This is a genomic window from Melioribacter sp. (assembly GCF_049325435.1).
Classification (GTDB): Bacteria; Bacteroidota; Ignavibacteria; order Ignavibacteriales; family Melioribacteraceae; genus Melioribacter; species Melioribacter roseus.
The window spans coordinates 273107-293913 of sequence record NZ_JBMOLD010000013.1 but is presented as its reverse complement, the minus strand read 5'-3'; the positions used below and the strand labels follow the sequence as shown (position 1 = coordinate 293913).

16 protein-coding genes and 4 tRNA genes are annotated in these 20807 nt (G+C 41.6%); 8 read left to right on the top strand and 12 right to left on the bottom strand.

Annotated features, from left to right (window positions below; all coding sequences use genetic code 11):
* Positions 1 to 28: 28 nt before the first annotated feature.
* On the bottom strand, positions 29 to 664 hold the full coding sequence (locus ACOYVE_RS10265; RefSeq protein WP_422881787.1) for a sugar transferase: 636 nt from the start codon (positions 662 to 664) through the stop codon (positions 29 to 31).
* Positions 665 to 1176: 512 nt separating this feature from the next.
* Positions 1177 to 2670: a PAS domain S-box protein gene (locus ACOYVE_RS10260; protein WP_422881786.1), complete on the bottom strand. Its 1494-nt coding sequence runs from the start codon at positions 2668 to 2670 to the stop codon at positions 1177 to 1179.
* 612 nt (positions 2671 to 3282) lie between these two features.
* Between ACOYVE_RS10260 and nifJ the strand changes: the two genes are divergently transcribed.
* Together nifJ and ACOYVE_RS10250 are read left to right on the top strand one after the other, a co-directional pair.
* Positions 3283 to 6873: a pyruvate:ferredoxin (flavodoxin) oxidoreductase gene (nifJ, locus tag ACOYVE_RS10255; RefSeq protein WP_014857323.1), complete on the top strand. Its 3591-nt coding sequence runs from the start codon at positions 3283 to 3285 to the stop codon at positions 6871 to 6873.
* A gap of 68 nt (positions 6874 to 6941) precedes the next feature.
* Entirely contained in the window at positions 6942 to 7940 is a 999-nt protein-coding gene (locus tag ACOYVE_RS10250) for a dihydroorotate dehydrogenase-like protein (RefSeq protein ID WP_014857322.1), read from the top strand.
* A 101-nt stretch (positions 7941 to 8041) separates the two neighbouring features.
* Here the strand turns inward: ACOYVE_RS10250 and ACOYVE_RS10245 are convergent, their stop codons facing one another.
* Together ACOYVE_RS10245 and ACOYVE_RS10240 are read right to left on the bottom strand one after the other, a co-directional pair.
* On the bottom strand, positions 8042 to 8179 hold the full coding sequence (locus ACOYVE_RS10245) for a hypothetical protein (RefSeq protein ID WP_014857321.1): 138 nt from the start codon (positions 8177 to 8179) through the stop codon (positions 8042 to 8044).
* A 64-nt stretch (positions 8180 to 8243) separates the two neighbouring features.
* Positions 8244 to 10052 carry a TonB-dependent receptor gene (locus ACOYVE_RS10240; RefSeq protein ID WP_014857320.1) on the bottom strand — a complete coding sequence of 603 codons (1809 nt, stop codon included), beginning with the start codon at positions 10050 to 10052 and terminating at the stop codon, positions 8244 to 8246.
* Between the two features lie 114 nt (positions 10053 to 10166).
* Between ACOYVE_RS10240 and ACOYVE_RS10235 the strand changes: the two genes are divergently transcribed.
* Both ACOYVE_RS10235 and ACOYVE_RS10230 read left to right on the top strand, forming a co-directional pair.
* The gene (locus ACOYVE_RS10235) at positions 10167 to 10640 is read left to right on the top strand and encodes a GlcG/HbpS family heme-binding protein (protein WP_014857319.1); all 474 of its coding nucleotides are present in this window, start codon (positions 10167 to 10169) and stop codon (positions 10638 to 10640) included.
* Positions 10637 to 11470: a VOC family protein gene (locus ACOYVE_RS10230; protein ID WP_014857318.1), complete on the top strand. Its 834-nt coding sequence runs from the start codon at positions 10637 to 10639 to the stop codon at positions 11468 to 11470. The genes ACOYVE_RS10235 and ACOYVE_RS10230 overlap by 4 nt, the downstream gene beginning before the upstream one ends.
* Positions 11471 to 11760: 290 nt before the next feature.
* On the opposite strand, the gene ACOYVE_RS10225 is transcribed toward ACOYVE_RS10230, so the two are convergent.
* The 8 genes from ACOYVE_RS10225 to ACOYVE_RS10190 all read right to left on the bottom strand — a co-directional run bounded on the left by ACOYVE_RS10225 (position 11761) and on the right by ACOYVE_RS10190 (position 20228).
* Complete coding sequence (locus tag ACOYVE_RS10225; protein ID WP_014857317.1) at positions 11761 to 13548, bottom strand: M28 family peptidase; 1788 nt, start codon at positions 13546 to 13548, stop codon at positions 11761 to 11763.
* Positions 13549 to 13562: 14 nt separating this feature from the next.
* Positions 13563 to 14285 carry an MBL fold metallo-hydrolase gene (locus ACOYVE_RS10220; protein ID WP_014857316.1) on the bottom strand — a complete coding sequence of 241 codons (723 nt, stop codon included), beginning with the start codon at positions 14283 to 14285 and terminating at the stop codon, positions 13563 to 13565.
* A 10-nt stretch (positions 14286 to 14295) separates the two neighbouring features.
* Positions 14296 to 16320, bottom strand: coding sequence for a FeoB small GTPase domain-containing protein (locus ACOYVE_RS10215; protein ID WP_422881782.1), 2025 nt, complete (start codon positions 16318 to 16320; stop codon positions 14296 to 14298).
* 2 nt (positions 16321 to 16322) lie between these two features.
* Entirely contained in the window at positions 16323 to 16574 is a 252-nt protein-coding gene (locus tag ACOYVE_RS10210; RefSeq protein WP_157867430.1) for a FeoA family protein, read from the bottom strand.
* A complete protein-coding gene (locus ACOYVE_RS10205) occupies positions 16543 to 17001 on the bottom strand; it encodes a Fur family transcriptional regulator (protein ID WP_014857312.1) in 459 nt (152 codons plus the stop codon). The genes ACOYVE_RS10210 and ACOYVE_RS10205 overlap by 32 nt, the downstream gene beginning before the upstream one ends.
* Before the next feature lie 92 nt (positions 17002 to 17093).
* Positions 17094 to 17792, bottom strand: coding sequence for an ABC transporter ATP-binding protein (locus ACOYVE_RS10200; protein WP_014857311.1), 699 nt, complete (start codon positions 17790 to 17792; stop codon positions 17094 to 17096).
* Positions 17785 to 19011, bottom strand: a complete 1227-nt coding sequence (locus tag ACOYVE_RS10195) for an FtsX-like permease family protein (protein ID WP_422881779.1) — start codon at positions 19009 to 19011, stop codon at positions 17785 to 17787. The genes ACOYVE_RS10200 and ACOYVE_RS10195 overlap by 8 nt, the downstream gene beginning before the upstream one ends.
* 2 nt (positions 19012 to 19013) lie before the next feature.
* Positions 19014 to 20228 (bottom strand): ABC transporter permease, encoded by a 1215-nt coding sequence (locus ACOYVE_RS10190; protein WP_157867428.1) that lies wholly within the window; start codon positions 20226 to 20228, stop codon positions 19014 to 19016.
* Positions 20229 to 20361: 133 nt separating this feature from the next.
* Between ACOYVE_RS10190 and ACOYVE_RS10185 the strand changes: the two genes are divergently transcribed.
* The 4 genes from ACOYVE_RS10185 to ACOYVE_RS10170 all read left to right on the top strand — a co-directional run bounded on the left by ACOYVE_RS10185 (position 20362) and on the right by ACOYVE_RS10170 (position 20752).
* A tRNA-Pro gene (locus ACOYVE_RS10185) sits at positions 20362 to 20436 on the top strand.
* A 49-nt stretch (positions 20437 to 20485) separates the two neighbouring features.
* A tRNA-Arg gene (locus tag ACOYVE_RS10180) sits at positions 20486 to 20559 on the top strand.
* A 40-nt stretch (positions 20560 to 20599) separates the two neighbouring features.
* Positions 20600 to 20673, top strand: a tRNA-His gene (locus ACOYVE_RS10175).
* A gap of 7 nt (positions 20674 to 20680) precedes the next feature.
* Positions 20681 to 20752 (top strand) — tRNA-Glu (locus ACOYVE_RS10170).
* The last annotated feature ends 55 nt before the right edge of the window (positions 20753 to 20807 follow it).

The following is a 20807-nucleotide window of genomic DNA, read 5'->3' as shown; positions in this document are numbered from 1 at the left end:
AACTACGAACCTCAAAACTCCCTAACCCCTAACCCCTAACCCCTAACCCCATCATCATCCTACCAGTCTTAATCATAATTTTTATATCTAAAAGCAGCGACCAGTTTTCGATATAATACAGATCGAGTTCGAGACGCTCCGCCATTTTACCATGTCTTTTCACAGCGCCGTGCAAACCGTTGACTTGAGCGAGTCCCGTAATTCCCGGGAGAGCCGAATATCTCAACCGGTAATTTTCGATTGAACCCGAATATTCATTGTCGTGATTTATTTCGTGCGGACGGGGACCTACAATACTCATTTCGCCTTTGAGTACATTGACGAATTGAGGCAGCTCATCGAGAAATCGATTGCGTAAAAATCTTCCGAGAGCCGTTAGTCTTTCATCTGAATTATCAGTTTGTATCAGTTTGCCGTTTATATCATATTCCTTCGGCGGATATTTCATTGTGCGGAATTTATAAATGTAAAAAGGTATTCGTTTATATCCGTATCTCAATTGTTTATAAATTACAGGCCCGCGGTCGAAGATGATATTGTAAATAAAAATAAACAGATAGAAAAACGGCAGGATAAATATTATTACAAGCAAAGAAATTACTATGTCGATTGCGTGTTTTAGGCATTTGTTGTGAATTTTATAAAGAGGGGAATATAATGCCATCATCGCCCTCGATTTATTTATTGCCAAGATTGCAAATTAGCAAGATTACCAAGATTGCAAGATTTTCAAATTACCAAGAACGTCAAAACCTCAAAACCAAGAACCCCAAAACCACGAATGCACGAATTCACTAAAGGATGACCGACGAATAATCTGCGTATAACATTTGAATAATATTTACAAATGATTAGTGATTGAGATACTTCCCCCGCCTGCGTCGGGGTCAGTATGACAATATACTGCAATGCCTTGGCGCTCTTTGCGCGCTTCGCGGTTAAGCAATATTGAAGAGTTTGCTTTCATTTTATAATGCGGATTACAAAGATAAAACCACAAAACAGTCTTTTCGCCCTCGATTTTGTTTATCGTCAAAATTGCAAATTACCAAGATTACAAGATTGGGAGATTGCAGAATTACAAATTAGCAAGATTGCAAGATTAGCAAATTACCAAGAACATCAAAACATCAAAACCCCAAAACCCCAAAACCCCAAAACCCCAAAACCCCAAAACTAAGAACCCCCTAATCCCTGTTTTATCGTAAACGAAATCCGAGTGCCTTTATTGGGCTCGCTTTCGATTTCCATTTTCCCGTTATTCATTTCAATAAAATCTTTACAAAGAATCAATCCTAGTCCGGTGCCTTTTTCTTTGTTAGTGCCTAACGAGGATTCCACTTTGTTATTATTGAGAAGATTATTGATTTTGTCCTGACTCATTCCGACGCCGGAATCCGCAACTGTAATTTTTATTTCGTTGTTGACGCTTTCCGAAATCACTTCTACTTTGCCGCCTTCGGGAGTAAATTTAACGGCATTCGAAATCAGATTCCGGATTATTATATCGACCAGGTCGGGATCGCCGTATGCCCACAGGTTTTCGCCCGTATTGTTAATCAAATTGATTTTTTTAGACGATGCGGCAATACTCAGTAATCGAATGTTTCTCGAAATGACGTCGGAGAGATTGAATTTCTGAGGCGTGTAAGAAATATTGTTCGTTTGGGCTCGCGACCAATAGAGCAGATTTTCGAGCAAGTCGTAAGCGGATTTGGCGGAGTTTTCGATTTCCGCCAAATATTCGAGTTTCTCGTCTTCGCTTAAATCGTTATATTCTTCCAAAATTATATTTGAAATACCGAGTAAAGAGATAAACGGATTCCTCAGGTCGTGAGCAATAATTGAAAAGAGTTTGTCTTTGGTTTCATTCAATTCTTTCAATTCTTCGGTAAGGGATTTAAGTTGGTCTTCCGCCTCTTTAAACTGAGTGATGTCTCTCGAAATTCCTACTATCCCTTTGACATTCCCTTTCTTGTCGAAGACGGGAACTTTGGTCGCCGATACCCAAATAAACTGATTGTCCGAACCGCGTCTTACCTTTTCCACTTTATAAATTAACGGTTTTCCGCTCCGTATAATTTCCTGTTCGTCGGCGTATGCAGCCTCGGCGTGTTCTTTTGTGAAGAAGTCGAAATCGGTTTTGCCAATCGCTTCATTAGGATTTTTTAATCCCAGCAATTTTGACTGGGCTTCATTTATCATCGTAAATCGCGAATCTTTATCCTTGAAATAAATTGTATCGGGCATATTGTCCATCAATACCTTGAAAAAATTGTGTTCCCGCTCGTACCGCTCCAACTTGTTTATATGAGAAGTTTCATCCCTGAATGCAAACAAATACTTTTTATTTTTCTTTGCTGACGACAAAAGAGTAACGGCGCAGACGGCCGCTATTTTTTTCTTTTTAGCCGTATTTAGCTCGCATTTAAGTTCAACGGTATTCTTGGTATTGTTTAATTTATTGATTTTTGTTTTAACCGTCTTATGCAATTCGGCGTCGAATAAATCGAGAAATTTTTTTCCGATCAATTTTCTATGATCGAAGCCTAGTATATCTTTAACCGAAGCGGGACAATCGGTTATAATAAACTCCGAGTCGATAATAAAAAAAGACGATTTGTTAAGAGCAAACGCTCTGTTGAATAGTTTTGTTTCGGCTGTCGGCATAATCCCTCGCTTGAATTTCTACGTAAAATAAATAAATCTTAATTTAAATCAAATACTTAGATCTACTACACTCGGGTTTTCGATATGGCGTCAAATAATCATGTCACCCCTGCGGGGGTGGGTTTTAATGTCGACGATTTTGTTATAATAATGTCACGCCTCCGGCGTTTATCCATTGTTTACAAAATCATTCCGTGTCTCGGTTTTTGAATATAACTCCGAAGGAGTGATATTATTATAGCACAGGTGTCAAGCAGAAAATAAAAACCCCGGAGGGGTGTAATATTTGTAGAATACGCAACAAACAGAGCAAAAGCCCCCCAAGGGGTGACATAATAAACGGCAGAAAACCAGATTATTTAGACATTCGTGTCTTTATTTATTCGAAAAATATTTCTATTATTACCGTTTAGATTCGGAAAAATTTCTTACAAATAAGAGTTAATTTCCCAAACAATAGGATATTGAGACCGATTTTTAATGAAAAAAAGTAAAAAATAAGAAATTAATGTGGCAGGGAATTTGATGTATTAAATTATTAGACACACTCGTAAAAAATCATAAATAAAGAAGAAGAAATAAATTTTGAACAATCAAAATAAAGGTGGATTGATGAATAGGGAAAAAATAACAATTGACGGGAATGAAGCCGCAGCGCACGTGGCTTACCGTCTGAGCGAAGTAATTGCTATTTATCCGATAACGCCGTCGTCCCCGATGGGAGAATTGTCGGATGCATGGGCTGCGGCAAAAGTGAAAAATATCTGGGGTTCGGTTCCGAACGTAACAGAAATGCAGAGCGAAGGAGGAGCAGCGGGAGCCGTTCACGGTTCTTTGCAAGCCGGCGCTCTTACTACCACATTTACAGCGTCTCAGGGTCTTCTCTTGATGATCCCGAATATGTACAAAATCGCTGGCGAATTGACCCCGGCGGTTTTCCATGTTAGCGCCCGCTCCATTGCTGCCTCGGCGCTTTCGATTTTCGGCGACCATTCGGATGTTATGGCGACTCGTCAAACCGGTTTCGGTTTGATAGCGTCGAATTCCGTTCAGGAAGTTATGGATACCGCTTTAATTGCTCATGCAGCTTCTTTGGAATCGCGCATTCCTTTTGTCCATTTCTTCGACGGTTTCAGAACTTCGCACGAAGTAATGAAAATTGAAAAATTGAGCGACGACGATATCCGCGCTATGATTAACGACGATTATGTGAAAGCCTTTAAAAAACGCGCGCTCAATCCGGACAATCCGTTTATCAGAGGAACCGCTCAGAATCCCGACGTCTATTTCCAGGGCAGAGAAGCGGTAAATAAATTCTATAACGCATGCCCCGATATCGTTCAGGATGCGATGAACAGATTTGCAAAATTGACAGGCAGACAATATAATCTCTTCGATTACTACGGAGCTCCGGATGCAAAACGCGTTGTTATTTTAATGGGATCCGGCGCAGAGACCGCCGAAGAAACTGTCGAGTATATGACTCAGAGAATGGAAGAAAAAGTCGGAATTCTCAAAGTACGTCTCTATCGTCCTTTCTCTGCAAAACATTTTCTCGCTGCGCTTCCGAAAACGGTGGAAAAAATCGCGGTACTCGACCGTACAAAAGAACCGGGCGCTTTCGGCGAACCTCTCTATCTCGACGTTGTATCGGTAATCAGCGATGCAATGAATTCCGACAATCCTCCGTTTGAAAAAATGCCGAAGATAGTAGGCGGCAGATACGGATTATCGTCGAAAGAATTTACTCCCGCCATGGTCAAAGCTGTCTTTGATAATCTGAAAGAAGAAAATCCGAAAAATCATTTTACAGTCGGAATTATCGACGACGTTACGTTTACAAACCTCGATTATGATCCTTCATTTGTTATTGAAGGCGAAGATGTTACAAGATGCCTCTTCTACGGACTGGGCGCCGACGGTACGGTTGGAGCCAATAAAAACTCTATTAAGATTATCGGCGAAGAAACCGACAATTACGCTCAGGGTTATTTTGTTTACGATTCTAAAAAGTCGGGTTCCACAACGGTATCGCATCTTCGTTTCGGAAAGAAACCGATTCATTCCACTTATTTAATACAGACTGCAAGTTTTGTAGGCTGTCACCAGTTTAATCTGCTCGAAAAATTCGATGTCTTGGGCAATATTAAAGAAGGCGGTACGTTCCTGCTTAATTCGCCTTACAGCAAAGAAGAAACATGGGATAAATTGCCCAAAAAAGTTCAGCAGCAGATTATCGACAAGAAACTCAACTTTTATGTAATCGACGGTTATTCCGTAGCCGCTCAAACAGGAATGGGAAGCCGTATAAATACAATCATGCAGACCTGCTTCTTTGCAATTTCGGGTATCTTGCCGAAAGACGAAGCAATAGAACAAATCAAAAATGCAATCAAAAAGACTTACGGCGCTAAAGGCGAGGAAATTGTTAAGAAAAACTTTGCGGCAGTAGATCAGACTCTCGAACATTTGTACAAAGTTGACGTTCCCGACCATGTAACGAGCACAATCGAATTGCCGCCAGTAGTATCGGACAAAGCTCCGGATTATGTGAAAAATGTGCTGGCAAAAATAATGGCAGGCAAAGGCGACGAAGTTAAAGTAAGCGAAATGCCGGTTGACGGAACATTCCCTTCCGCCACAACGCGCTGGGAAAAACGCAATATCGCCCTCGAAGTGCCAGAATGGGACCCCGAGTGGTGTATCCAATGCGGCAAATGCGCTCTTGTATGTCCTCATGCAGCAATCAGAATTAAAGTATACGACAAGAAATATCTGGAAAAAGCGCCGGCCGCTTTCAAATTTACTGATGCAAAAGGAAAAGAATTCCCGGAAAACAGCGCCTATACTATTCAGGTCGCAGTGGAAGATTGCACCGGATGCGAACTCTGCTACGAAGTATGTCCGGCAAAGAACAAACGCGAAACAAAACTGAAAGCTCTTAATATGGCGCCTCAGATTCCTATAAGAGAGCAAGAAAGAGCCAATTTCGATTTCTTCCTCGAATTGCCGGAAATCGACAGAACTCAGGTCAATCCCTCTTTGATAAAGAGCAATCAGCTTCTCGAACCGTTGTTTGAATTTTCCGGCGCATGTTCCGGCTGCGGCGAAACTCCCTATGTGAAACTTGTATCGCAACTGTTCGGCGACCGCGCATTGATTGCCAATGCAACCGGCTGCTCGTCTATCTACGGCGGCAACCTGCCCACAACGCCCTGGGCTAAGAATAAAGAAGGAAGAGGTCCTGCATGGTCGAATTCACTTTTCGAAGACAATGCCGAATTCGGACTCGGTATGCGCCTCGCCGTCGACAAACAAAATGAATATGCAAAAGAGTTATTACAGGGACTCCGCGATAAAGTGGGCGCTGAATTATGCGACGCAATTCTAAATGCGGATCAGAAAGACGAAGCCGGTATTAAAGCACAACGCGAAAGAGTAGCCGAACTCAAAAAGAAACTCGAATCGATTGATACGCCGGAAGCTAAAACGCTCCATAACATTGCCGATTATCTTGTCAAAAAATCCGTCTGGATTATTGGCGGCGACGGCTGGGCTTACGATATCGGTTACGGCGGCTTAGACCACGTAATAGCTTCAGGAAAGAACGTTAATATATTGGTGCTCGACACGGAAGTCTATTCGAATACGGGCGGTCAAATGTCGAAGGCTACCGGAATGGGCGCTGTCGCCAAATTCGCAGCCGCAGGCAAGCCGACTCCGAAAAAAGACCTGGCAATGATGGCTGTAAATTACGGCAACGTTTATGTGGCGCGAGTTGCAATGGGAGCCAACGACGCTCAAACCGTACGTGCCTTCCTTGAAGCTGAAGCTTACGACGGTCCTTCGATTATAATTGCATACAGCCATTGTATCGCTCACGGCATCAATATGGCAAAAGGACTCGAAAACCAGAAACTTGCCGTAGACAGCGGCTACTGGCCGCTCTTCAGATTCAATCCGGAAAATCTGAAAGAAGGTAAAAATCCGATGAAACTCGACTCGAAAGCTCCGAAAATAAAACTCGACGAATATATCTATCGCGAAACTCGTTATAAGATGTTGACAAAATCCCATCCGGAAATTGCCAAGGAATTGTTGACTCAGGCTCAGGAAGAAGTGAAGAAACGCTGGAAATTGTACGAACAGATGTCGCAGATGGATTTTTCGCCAAACGGAGAGGATAAAGAAACAGTTAATTAATATATGGTGGGGCGGTCTGAAAATTATTTCGGACGCCCCCGTATTTAAAAAAATTAGAGGAGTTTATTATGGATTTAACAACAAAATATATGGGATTGGAACTGAAGAATCCTATTGTGCCTTCGGCGTCGCCTCTTTCTCATACGGTCGACAGCGTTAAGCAACTCGAAGATGCGGGAGCCGCCGCTGTGGTGGTTTATTCTTTGTTTGAAGAGCAAATTATTCACGAAAGCGGCGAATTGGACCATTACCTTTCGCACCATACGGAAAGTTATGCCGAAGCTCTCAATTATTTCCCGGAACCGGACAAATTCAATCTGACTCCGTATCAATATCTCGATCATATTGCAAATCTTAAAAAATCCGTCAGTATTCCGGTTATCGGAAGTTTGAACGGCGTTAGCAAAGGCGGCTGGATTCAATATGCAAAAAATATCGAACAAGCCGGCGCCGACGCTCTGGAACTGAATATCTATTACGTAGCCGCCAATCCGAATATGACCTCGGCAGACGTGGAAAAAATGTATATAGAAACTGTTAAAGAAGTAAAAAGCCAGGTGAAAATTCCCGTCGCAGTTAAACTGAGCCCTTATTTCACTTCGATGGCAAATATGGCTAAGCAGCTCGACGAAGCCGGCGCCGACGCGTTGGTTCTCTTTAATCGTTTCTATCAGCCCGATTTCGACCTTGAAAAATTGGAAGTCGTGCCGAATCTGGTGCTGAGCACAAACTGGGAAATGCGTTTACCTCTGAGATGGATAGCCATTCTTTACGGACATATCAAAGCCAGCCTTGCCGCAACAAGCGGAATCCATTCGCACGAAGACGCTATCAAAGTTATTATGGCAGGAGCCGATGTGGCAATGGTTTGTTCCGAATTATTGACTAACGGTGTCGGCAGAATTACCGAAATTTTGAAAGGTATTGAAAATTGGATGGAAGAAAATGAATATGATTCGATTTCTATGATGAAAGGAAGTATGAGTCAAAAATCGGTTGCCGAACCCGCCTCCTTTGAAAGAGCCAATTATATGAAAATGCTTCAGAGCTATAAAACGCTTATCTGATTTTTTTGACGGCAGAGGGGAATCGGGTAATTTCTCCTCTGCTTTCCTTTCTTTTATAACCAATTATACACGGAATAATTAATTAGCAGCGAATGCACGAATCAGGCGGCTTTTTTATTCTGTTTTTTGATATAATGAAAGCCGCTTTTGTCCTCGTATCCGAAAGGGGCGTATTTGAACGAAAGAATTATGAAAAGGGCAAAAAGAATGAAATAACCGATAATTGCATAGAGTAACATAACACACCTATAGCTATAGTTACTCTATTATCGAAAATTTATTTAAAATGTTTAGTCTCCTTTTTTAAAATTCCGTCTTTATTCCTGCAAGAAAATTAATTCCCGGCATCGGATATCCGTAAACCGTTTGATAATCGGTATCCAAAAGATTATTTACTCTGATATATAACTTAGCATTACGTGCTATGTCATACCCGGCAGACGCGTTAAGCAATAAAAATTTCTCCTCGGTTAATTGATTATTGCGGTCTAAGAGATAAAGTTTAGCTGCCGATACTAAATTCAATCCGAATTCAATTTTATTTACAGAATAACTTGCATTGAATAGAGCGTGGAGTCCGGGCGCACCGGGAATTTTAGTTTTCATATCGGTATAATTAAAACCTGCGTTCAGCGCAAGATTTGTAACGGGAGCAAGCTTCAAATTGATTTCGAAACCCTTGTTTTGAACGCTCCCCACATTTTGATTTTTAATATTTGGGAACTGCCCGGTAACGGCTATAAAATCTTTTCCTTCGGAAATATAAATTGCGCCTGAAAGACCGGTTCTTTCATTTAAAAGCCGCAGATTAAATCCGGCTTCGTAATTCCATAATTTTTCCGGGAGCAAATCGATATTTGCTCCGAATATGAAAAATTCAGCCAATGTGGGATTCCTGAATCCTTTTGCCGCCGATATGTAAAAACCGGCATTCTCCGTCAGGGTGTAATTAAGAGATAATTGGGGGACGAATTCGGAGCCGTACACTTCGTGATAGTTCAAACGCGCTCCGGCAATGAACTTCAGTCTTTGATAAATATCCGTTTCTGTTACGAAATAAAACCCTGTTTCGTATAGAGTCGTATCGATTAATCTACGATTATTTCTTGCATTGCCTCCGTAAATACGAGTATCGTTTCCTGCCGTAAAAAGAAAGCTTTCCGATAATTCGAATGTTTGTCTCGCATTAAATCCCGCCACGTAATCCGTCGAATGAAATCCGTCGAAAAAGTCGTGCACGCCCGAATTTAAGTAAAACGAATAAGTTCCTTCGGTCGTCTTGTGCCTGCCGTCGAAGGTTAAAGATATGTTTGAACGCGTAAATTCCGTCCAAACGGAATCATTCAGATAAGGATTATTTATAGCGCCCGGATTTAAAATTTTAGCATATCTGATGTTCGATTTGATATTAGCAGACCACTCGTTACTTATTTTATAACTTAATGTTACGCCTAGTCCTTTCGAGTCGTAATTCGAAGACGGCCGATGATTGTCCGAATGATAATTAAAGAGATTAATAGCCGCAGCAAAAGACTCCGCGCTGTAGCCTGATTTCAGCGAAATGTTATAAGTATTGAATGAGCCGTACGAAATATCGCTTCCCAAAGAAACTCCTTTGGAATGTTTATTTAACGTGCGAATATCGATAACGCCCGCCATTGCTCCCGAACCGTAAATCAAAGACGACGGTCCTTTAATTATGATTAAATCGGAAGCTGCGTCTGTATTGTACAGGTCGGAAACAGGGTGCCCGAAAATTCCGGCGTATTCCGGATGTCCGTCGATAAAAACGATGAATTGCTGTTGTCCGTTGAAGCCTCTGACGGACATTTTTCCCGCGGATAATTGACCTATACCGAAACCGTTATTACCGTATTCTGTGACGAAAACGCCGGCCGTATTATTTTTGAGAGTAGCTATAAGGTTTTTGTTAACCGACAAATTAACTTCTTTAATTTCAATAGATTGCAATGACGGATTGAGATGTTTTATTAACGAATTGTATTTTCCCGATCGAACTGTGATTTCATTTAATTCGTAAGTCTTAACTGAATCTTGCTGCGAAAAGATAACTTGCGTAAAAATTATACAAGCATAGAGTAAGTTTTTCATATTTGCCCTTTCAGTAAAAATTAAGTTAACAAACTTAAAAAAATATCCTGTATATATTCCAAAAAATTCTTTATTTTGCAGATTAAACGGTTAAGTAATTGAGGCGGAGGCAAAATGAAAATAATTAAACTATTGTCATTAGCAATTCTTTTTACTGGGGCAATATACGGTCAGGTAGCTACAAAGCATGCCATAACGCTCGAACTTGCAAAAAAGATTGCTGTAGCAGCTGAAAATAAAGCAAATCAGATGAATATCGACGTAGTAATTGCTATTGTGGACGACGGAGGCAATCTGGTCTATTTTGAAAGAATGAACGGGGCTCAATTGGGAAGTATCAAAGTTGCCAAGAAAAAAGCCGTATCGGCTATCTTTTTCAAAAGACCCACTAAAGCATACCAAGAGCGAGTCGCAGGGGGCAACAATGCATTACTGTCGGTAGATGAAATTCTGCCTTTCGAAGGCGGAGCGCCGCTCGTATATGAAAATAATTATATCGGAGCCATAGGAGTAAGCGGGGGAACCCCGGAGCAAGACGGCATAATTGCGGAAGCAGGCGCTAAAATTTTAGAGGAGGTGGCAAAATGAAAAAACTAATAGTCTCGATAGCCCTCTTTTTCTCAACCGTTGTGGTCGGACAAGAAAACAAAATTAACTTCGAACATATCGCTCTTCTTTTGCCGGACGCTGAAAAAGCGGCAGAATGGTATTGCTCGAATCTCGATATAAAAATCGTAAATAAAGGCGCCGGTTCAATATTTGTAACGGACTCCGCAAAAAATATAATGCTCGAATTTTTGATAAACCGTGAAGCGACGCCGCTTAACTTCAGAAAAATGAACGTATTAAGTCTTCACATTGCATTCCATGTTGAAGATGCGGAAGAGTTGAAAAATAAATTGATAGAAGACGGCGCAACGATCGAATCGGATTTAACGACAACGGATTCGGGCGATAAAATTATGATTTTACGCGATCCGTGGGGCGTTCCGCTTCAGTTTGTCGAAAGAAAAAATCCAATGCTCCGTTTCGAAGGGATTTATGCGGAGCATATTGCCTTTAACGTGAATGATGCTATGGGAGCAGGGAAATGGTTCGCAGATAAATTAAATATGACGGTAGTGAAAGAGGAAGGCGCTCCGGATTACGGCAGATTCGTCGCGGATACGGAAAAAAATATGATGCTCGAATTATATCAGAAAAGCGAAGTCCCGGTATTGAATCTGAATGATATTCTGCCCGCTCAATTCCATATTGCTTTTTCGACTGATAAAATCGAAATGTTAAAAGAAAAATTAACTGATTGCGAGGTAGCGCAGGATTTGTTTACTACGGATTCAGGCGATAAAATAATGGTTCTTAGAAATAAAGAAGGATTTCCGCTTCAATTTGTTAAAAGAAAGAAGCCGATGCTGTGAGATTGGTAGATCTTTGGGAATTTACAAATTACCAAGATTACAAAATTTGCAAATTACCAAGAACTAAGAACCTCAAAACCAAGGCCCCTAAGAGACGACGAAGAATCTGAGAGACTATTTGGTTTACTTAACTGACTAGGAGATACTTCATCAGACACTGACTGATTCATCAGACTTTGACTGATTCATCAGACTCTGACTGATTCATCAGACTCTGACTGAGCAGTATGACAGTTCACTAATCCCTGATCCCTAATCGCTAGTCCCAAATACCTAATCCCTAAAAAAAATCACTTTGCTGTCAGATCAATAGTAAATTTCATTTCCTTTCCGTCTCTGAGGACGGCGACTTCCACTTTATCGCCCGGTTTATATTCAGCCATGGCATGCATAAAATCGTAAATATTGCCGACTTTTTTGTCGCCGAATCGAATTATTATATCGCCGCTCATTAAGCCCGCTTTGGCAGCGGGACTTCCGTCCGTAACACCGGATAATTTATAACCTTCGCCGTTATACCCGAATTCCGGTACGGTTCCCACATAAACTCTCGATTTGCCGATGCGTCTGTTAGTCGGGGCTTCCACTTTTACATAATCGGGTTTTTCTTCCAGCCGGTCGATGCCTTTAATCACGTCGAGAATGTAGCTCGCGATTTTCTTTTCGCCTTCGTAATTAATTTTGTCAGGATCGTCTGAAGGTTTGTGGTAATCGGAGTGTGTTCCCGTAAAGAAAAAGAGGACGGGAATATTTTTGTTAGAAAATGCCTGATGGTCGCTTCCGCCCGTTCCGGCGTCGTCGAAAGTAAGTTTTAAATCGTATTTATTTTTTTCGTTTAGCAGAGGTTTCCAGGCGGACGACGTTCCTGCGCCGATAACTGTCAATGAATTTTCTTCGTTCAGTCTGCCTACCATATCCATATTGACCATTGCAATGATTTTGTCGAGGGATACGGGCGAATTATTTGTAAAATAAGTCGAACCGAGAATTCCGAGTTCTTCTCCTGAAAATGCGAGGAATATAATATTTCTTTTAAGTTCCGATCTGGAAGCTGCAAGAGCTTCGGCTAGTTCGAGCATAGCCGACGTTCCCGATGCATTGTCGTCGGCTCCGTTATGAATCTGACTGTCGCCGCCCCTGTACATCGAAGAAGATTTCAACTGGTCGATGCCAAGGTGATCGAAATGGGCGCCGACTACGATATATTCGTCGCTGCCTGAATTACATTTTAATAAGCCGCCGACGTTTCTGGCGTTGCTTACAATTTCTTTTACTTCTGTATGAATTTCTGCAAAACAATTTTGGAATTCTACCGGATTGCCGTGTTTGGTCGAATCGATTTTCTTCTGAATCTCTTTAAAGTCGAGATTATGCGCTTTGAATATTTTCTCAATGATATCTCTTTTTACCTGAATAACAGGAAAGTCGTTTATAGCGGGGGCGCCGTCGTATCTCAATTCTACAAGATTATCGTCGTCCGACGGAAAATATCCGTTGACGAAAATAATGCCCGCCGCGCCTTTGTCCCGTGCGGTCGAAGCCTTGCTTCTCAACGAGGCGTACCTGTCGAAATCGGAATGAGCGGAATCATGTTCTGGGTGATCTCTTAATATTATTACGATTTTATCCTTAACGTCGATCGATTCGTAATCGTCGTATTCGAGATTTTCTGAGGAGATGCCGTAACCCGCAAAAACAAGCCGAGCTTTTAATTCGGCTTTACCGGAAAAAGGGACGGTAATAAAATCGTCTCGGATTTTTAATGTCAATTTTTCGTCATTAATAAGGATTTCCGCGCTGTTGTTCGATGTTAGCTCAAGCCGTTCGATAAACGGAAAATCCTGAAAATAATTTCCATCGAACAGCGGTTCCAGACCGTACGATTCGAATTGATTCTTGATATAATCGGCGGCAATTCTTTCTTCCGGCGATCCGGAAAATCTGCCTTTCATATCGTCGGATGCCAGATAAAACAGATGAGCCTTTAAATCTTTAACCGAGATTGATGGATCAGACCATTTCTTTTGCGCGTTGATAACTGTGAAGAGGAGCAGGAAGAGGAGGAAAATCTTTTTCATATCATACCTCGTTATTATTCATCGGGTACGTGGACAAGGAAAAATTCCTTTGCGGTTTTGCCTATCTCTTTAGCTTGCGCTACCGTCATATGCAAGTCGGTCGATTCTTCGTCGAGCGCTCCGGCTTCGATTATTGCCAGGTCGCTCCCTTTAGCCATCTTAACAAGATTTTCGCAATATGCAGTGTCGCCTCCGTAACAGATTGACTTCGAATCGTAATAATATTTAAAACCGAGAGACGGAATTTCGGCGCTTGTCCCGTCGGGATTTAGTTCCCTGTGGTTAACTTTAAAGGGTTTGATTCTTACGGAATTTCGCGTAAATGCTTTTTGATCGGAAATCGGTTTGAGCGTAATTTTATAAGAAAGCTCTTTGCCGTAGACTTCGTTGAAAGCTTTATAAATGCTCTCTATTTCGACGCAACCTTCGGGATAATAGATCGAAAGGGGAGTTTTCCGGCGCAGAACCGACCAGTATGTCAATAAAGACCAGACGCCTCCTACGTGGTCGTGATGACCGTGACTGATGAAAATATCCGATACTCTCAAGATAGTTTCCGGCCCCACGTCTTTAGTCAGATCGCGCAAAATGCCGTCGCCCGGATCGACTATGAATGCGGTTTTGCTGGTTGTGAGAAGTATTCCCGTCGAAACGTTCGGTATGGAGCTGTAAATTTTAATAAAGAAATCGTCTTTACGCCATACCAACGGATATTGATGTAGGTTCTTTTGCTTCATATTTTTTCTCTTATACTATAAACTGAGCTACCAGACCGCCGATAAAGAATGCTGTAACCCAGGTACCCAACCAGATTGTCAATCCTTCTTTCCAGCCTCGTTCTTTTAGCATTACAACGAAAGACGCAATGCAGGGCGTAAAAAGAGTTATTGTTATAATAGCGACTGTAATTTGCATAACGGTAAGATTCATCGCAAAAAGTCCGGCGGCTCCGAAATCACGTCTTACCATACCCATAACGAATGCATTGGCAGCTTCTTTGGGAAGCTTGAGCCAGTGAGTTGTCAAAGGCGCAAGGATATCCTGCCATACAAGCAATAGTCCGGTAATATCCATTACGCCGACTGCCAGAGCCCCGACGAAGAACCAGAATCCGGCTTCTTTCATAAAGCCGTAACTTCTGTATGTCATCTTTTTAAATACGTTCGAAATTCTGGGTAACCGCATGATGGGAAGATCGATTAGAAGAGGCGAACTTTGACCGGGAATCAATTTATTCAAAACCGTAGACAATATTATTAACACCGAGCCGATTACGCCGATAAAAATCAATAACGGGGTTAACCCGGCTCCGCTTAAAAGAACCGTAATAACCGCAAGCTGCGCCGAGCAGGGTATAACGAATTGCAAGATTGCCGTAGCTATCGACTTTTCTCGTTCCGAACCGAGAAGGCGGGTTGTAATATTTGCCATTGTAATGCAGCCGAATCCGAGTATTATCGGAATTACAGCTTTTCCGTTTAATCCGATTTTATTAAATGTTCTGTCGAGCATTGTTGCCAGACGCGGCAGATAACCGCTGTCTTCCAACAGAGCCATTACAAAATAGAATCCGATGACGAGCGGCAACAAAAGGAATAGGAGGTATGTAGTAGTCATAGTTATAACGCCGAATTCGCCGAAGAACAATTTTACTATCGGATTGGAATAATGAAATGTAGTTTGAGCTCCGGGCTGAGAAGAAAAGTTCTCGAAGTCCGCTTTTAAGTCGGGATTGGCGTTCATGCCGTCGGGAAAATTATAAATTTTTTTGTCGATAAGATTTTCATTCTCATCCAGAATTTCCACGTCGATAAGCGACGACGTATAATTGGAAACGAAAGACTTTATATTGTATTCTACAATTCCGACGCCGACCGTATTTTCGGTAAAATCCACTACGCGCTGAGAAATGAAATCTCCGATAAAGAAGTAAACGAGCGTTAAAATTGCCAACAAAATCGGAATGCCTGTTATCGGATTAAGCGACAATCTTCCAATCAGATTGGAGATTTCGCCTTTTCTGGAATCTTCGTGTTCTACAATATCGATAATTTCGTTTACGCGGTTTCGACGCGTTATATAAATTTTCTCGCGCTCGTCTTTATTAATCGGTTTGTTGTATTTATTTGCCGTAAACTCGTCGCCTTCGAGTATCAATAAAGCTTCAGCCTGCGGAATTCCTTCGTCTACAAACTGCTGCAACATGAAGTGTAAATCGAGCCGCTGATTGCCAACGCGCGCATTCTCAATGGCTTTATCGATCTGGTCGAGTCCCGCTTTGTTAACAGCAGTCGTTTCGTAAACATCGATTCCAAGTAAATCGGATAACTTTTGCGTGTCGATCTTAATTTTTCTTTTTTTGAGTTCGTCGGCAAAGTTAAGAATAAGAGAAACTTTTTTTCCCATATCGATTAATTGAAGCGTAAGGAACAGGTCGCGTTCGAGGTGGAGTGCGTTTACTACGTTTATTACTACGTCGCCTTCCAGAATAATATCCCGCGCTACTTTTTCTTCTTCGTTGAAAGAAGAAACGCCGTAGATGCCTGGGGTGTCGTAGATTTTTTTACCTTTATAATTGCATCTTGTAATCGAGACGGTTGTGCCGGGGTAATTCGAAACGTCCACATATTTTCCGCTAAGATAATTGAATACGCACGATTTGCCGACGTTAGGATTTCCTACTAGAACCACCTTTTCGGTCTTGACGTTTTTTATATCGATATCTACGTTCGAAAGTTGAGAATTAATATTAACGATATTATCAGATTTCATATTTACCGCAGAATAATTTTAATATTTTTTGCCAGGTCGTAGCCGACGGCAATTTCCTGTCTGTTTTTCTGAAGAATAATCGTGCCGCCCGGAAGTCTTTGAAGGCACGCCAACGTTTCGCCTTCGGAAATACCGATTCGAATCAACTGAGCGTTGATTTCTCCTCCGGGAAGGTTGACGATTGTAATCAAATTACCTTTTCGAGCTTTGTCGAGAGTAATATTATTCATTGTCTTTATGTTTGCAGTTTGCATTATTGCACTTTCCGAAAATATTAAATGAATGACCTTGCGGTTTGAAACCGAGTTTCTTCGCCACCTGAGCTACAATCTCTTCGATTTCGGGTTCCGTAAATTCTTTGATTGCTCCGCAATTAATGCATATCAGATGGTCGTGCGATTTTCTCCCGTAGTTCGACTCGTAACGGGTTTTGTTTTCTCCGAAGTTTCTTTTAGCCAATAGTTCGCATGCTGCGAGCAGCTCGAGTGTGTTATAAACCGTGGCTCTCGATACGTTCGATTTGTTGTTTTTCATCCTCAGATAGAGCTCGTCGGCTCCGAAATGTCCTTCGTATTTCAATGCGAAATCGAGAACTTCGAATCTTTCAGGAGTTACCCTGTGCTTTTCCTGCTTAAGGTACTTACGAAAAACTTCGTGCGCTTCGTTTAAATTTACGGACATAATATTTTTTGCATATAATTTAGATTAAGTCTATATAAAATTACTTACTTGCCGATAAAAAAGCAAATGTCGATGTCTTATTTTCGGGGAAATTATCTGGAACTTAAATTTCCGTCGATTATCGTTCCGTCTTTGATTTCGTGGACTACGTCGCCAAGTTTTATTAATTCCGGATTATGGCTTACGACGAGAAACGTATAGCCGTGATTATTCTTCAATTCGGTGAAGAGAGAATGAATAATTTCGCCGTTGGCAGAATCGAGATTTCCTGTAGGTTCGTCGGCAAATATTATCGAAGGATTATTGGCCAGAGCGCGAGCTACGGCAACCCGTTGCTGCTCGCCGCCGGAAAGCTCGGCGGGTTTATGCGCCGAGCGGTCGGCTAAACCCACAATTTTTAATAATTCCCGGCTCCGCTCGAGGGCTTTTCCGTAAGAGGCGCCGTCGAGCATTATCGGAATTGCAACATTTTCTTCCGCCGTAAATTCGGGCAGCAGGTGATGAAATTGAAATATAAAACCGATTCTTTTATTTCTGAATTTCGATAATTGAGCGTCGCTCATTTTCGAGATGTCTTTTCCGTCGATTAAAATTTTACCATTGTCAGGTTTGTCCAATCCGCTCAGAATATGGAGCAGCGTGCTTTTGCCCGCGCCCGAAGCTCCCACTATTACGGTAATCTTAAGCGATTCGATTTCGAGCGATATTCCTTTTAATATTTCCAGACTTTTATCTTTCGAAATTCTGAAAGATTTTCGAATTCCTTCGGCTACAATGATTTTTTCATTCATATTTAATTGACTCTATAATGTTTGTTTTAGAAGCGCGTTTTGCCGGATAAATCGAAGCCAAAAAAGTTAAAAACAAAGACATGCCTCCGATTGCGATTATGTCCGTTATCATTACTTTTACCGGCATCGCGTTTATGATATATTTTGTCGGATCAAGCGGATAAAAATTGTACTGAATTTGCAAATAACAAACCGTCAGTCCCAGAATTATTCCCGCAACGGTTCCGATTAAACCGACCAGTAAACCTTCATACATAAATATTCGTCTGACAGTGTTTGCATCGGCTCCCATCGAACGCAAAATAGCTATATCCTTTTTCTTTTCGAGGACGGTCATTGTAAGCGAGGCGAAAATATTGAAAGTTGCTACGGCTATAATTAGACTCAATAGAATGTAAGCCGACCAACGTTCGACGGACATTATGCTGTAGAGGTCTTTGTGGAGATCGTACCAAGTATAATATGAAAAATTATCGACGCCGAATTTGTCGGTCAATTCCTTCTTCAAAGCTTCGGCATTTTCGATATTTCCGAGTCGCACGTCGATACCCGATATTTCTTCGCCGTATCCTAAAAGTCTTTTTGCTTCTCCGATCGAAGTAAATGCGTAAGAAACGTCGTAATCCCTGTTGTTTGTTTCAAAGAGTCCGGCGACTACAAATTTTTGCGACCGGGGCGGCGAAAAACTCGTAATCATCCTTTCGATGTTCCGCGCCGAGGTTACGGTCACAGTATCTCCAACCCGTAACGACAATCTCAATGAAAGGGGGAGTCCGATAATAATTTTACCAAGACCGTCGCTCTTCAAATCATAATTACCGCTGATGATTTTTTCTTTGAGCCCCCAATTTTGACTCTGATTTTCGGCGGGAATTCCTTTGAGATTTATTATTTCGTAACTTCTTTTGTTGTATGCAATAACTTTACTTTCGACGTAGGGAAAGAAAATTTTAACTTCCGAATTGCTTTTCAGATAAGAATTAATTTCTTCTATTTTGTCGCGCATGTCGTCGCCGGTAACAACAATTCTAAGATGCGGGTCGAAACTTATCAATATAGATTTTACCAGCGAGCCGAAACCGTTAAAAACCGACAGCACAATTATCAAAGCCGCCACGCCGATCGTTATTCCTCCGACGGAAAGAGCGGAAATAACCGTAATAAGATTAAATTTGTGCTTGGCTTTCAAATATCGTTTTGCTATGAAATATTCAATCATTCTCAGTCGAATTTAATTGCCGAAATAATTTCTATTTTTGACGAAATATACGCCGGTATAAATGAAGCAATAAGAGATATCAGCGCGGTTATAAGGCTTATCATCAAATAATTATTAATATCGATATGGAGAGGAACGTGAGCGACAAAATAGACATTTTCCGGCAGTTTGATGATATCGAATTTCATCTGTAGCAGCGTAAGCATGTACGCCAAAAAATTGCCGAATAAAATTCCGATCAAAGTCAGATAAAATCCGTGCAAAAGAAAAATCGACGTGACTTTAGCTCTCGTTGCGCCGAGCGTTCTCAAAATACCGATACTTTTGGTTTTTTCCAGCACAATCATCAAAAGAGTTCCTACAATATTGAAAACCGCCACGAAAATGATTAAGCCCAGTACAATCGGAATCGGTTCTTTCTGGAGATCAATCCACGTAAAAATGCTCTGGTAAATTTGGAATACCGAACGGACATAGTACGGATATCCCAAGTAATCCTGTAATTCTTCCGTAATCGGTTCGATGTCGTCGATCTTTTTCAATTGAATATTGTAGCCCGAGATTCTGCCGAACATACCGAAAAATTCCGACGCCTTGTCGAAACGGATGTAGGCGTTCAGGTCGTCGTATTCCGACATGCCGCTTTCGAAAATTCCTGCGACTCTGAAAACATCAATAGCGGGCGGCGAGGCGGGAGAGGGAATTTCTTCTCCGTAGACCGTAAAAAGAGTTAATTTGTCGTTTAATTTTACCCGCAGTTTTTCCGAAAGCTTTCTGCCGATGATTATATCGTTTTCTCCCAGACTGTCAATCGAGCCTTCGATTAAATAAGCGCCGATATTTCTGCGAAGACCGTCGAAATCCATTCCCGTTACGGTAATACCGTCAGAAAAATTTTTCGATTTAATTAAAACCAATTTCGATATGAACGGCTCGATTTTATTGATTCTGTCGCCGAATTTTATTTCGATCTCGGGAATAAGAGATTCCGGAGAAGGCAGATTTCTGTTCCCGAAGCCGGTAATTTTTACGTGCGCATTGAGAGTTACAATTTTCTCGGAGACCACTTTTTCGAATCCGTCGAGAACAGTCAGCGCAATAATTACTACCGCCATACCGACTGCGATACCCGCCGAAGCAATAACTGAAATCGAGGAAATAAATCTCGATTTACGGTAAGATTTTATATATTTGCCGGCGACGAAGAAGGAGAACATAAAACCCAAAATTTTTTTATAATCAAAGATAGAGAAAATAATCAAGAAAATGACCCGGAAATTGACATTTCAATAACAAACGCTTATTTTTGTAAGCCGTAATTGTGTGGAGCTCTTTAAAGATTGAACGTAACGGGGAGTAGCTCAGCCCGGCTAGAGCACTTGGTTTGGGACCAAGAAGTCGCAGGTTCGAATCCTGTCTCCCCGACGCTGGTACAATCGAAATAATGTTCTTATTTTGATTGGTGATTTTAAGTGCGCCAGTAGCTCAACAGGATAGAGCATCAGCCTTCTAAGCTGAGGGTTAGTGGTTCGAGTCCACTCTGGCGTACAATTTTTTTATATATTCGTTCTTTTGGAAATGCTAAATGGTGAGCATAGCTCAGTTGGTTAGAGCACCTGGTTGTGGCCCAGGAGGTCGTGGGTTCAAGTCCCATTGCTCACCCGGTTCCGGCCCCATCGTCTAACGGTTAGGACATCACTCTTTCAAGGTGAAAATACGGGTTCGATTCCCGTTGGGGTCACAACACCAAACCTATCTATATCATAAATCTAATCAATGAATTTTGCAGGCAAATC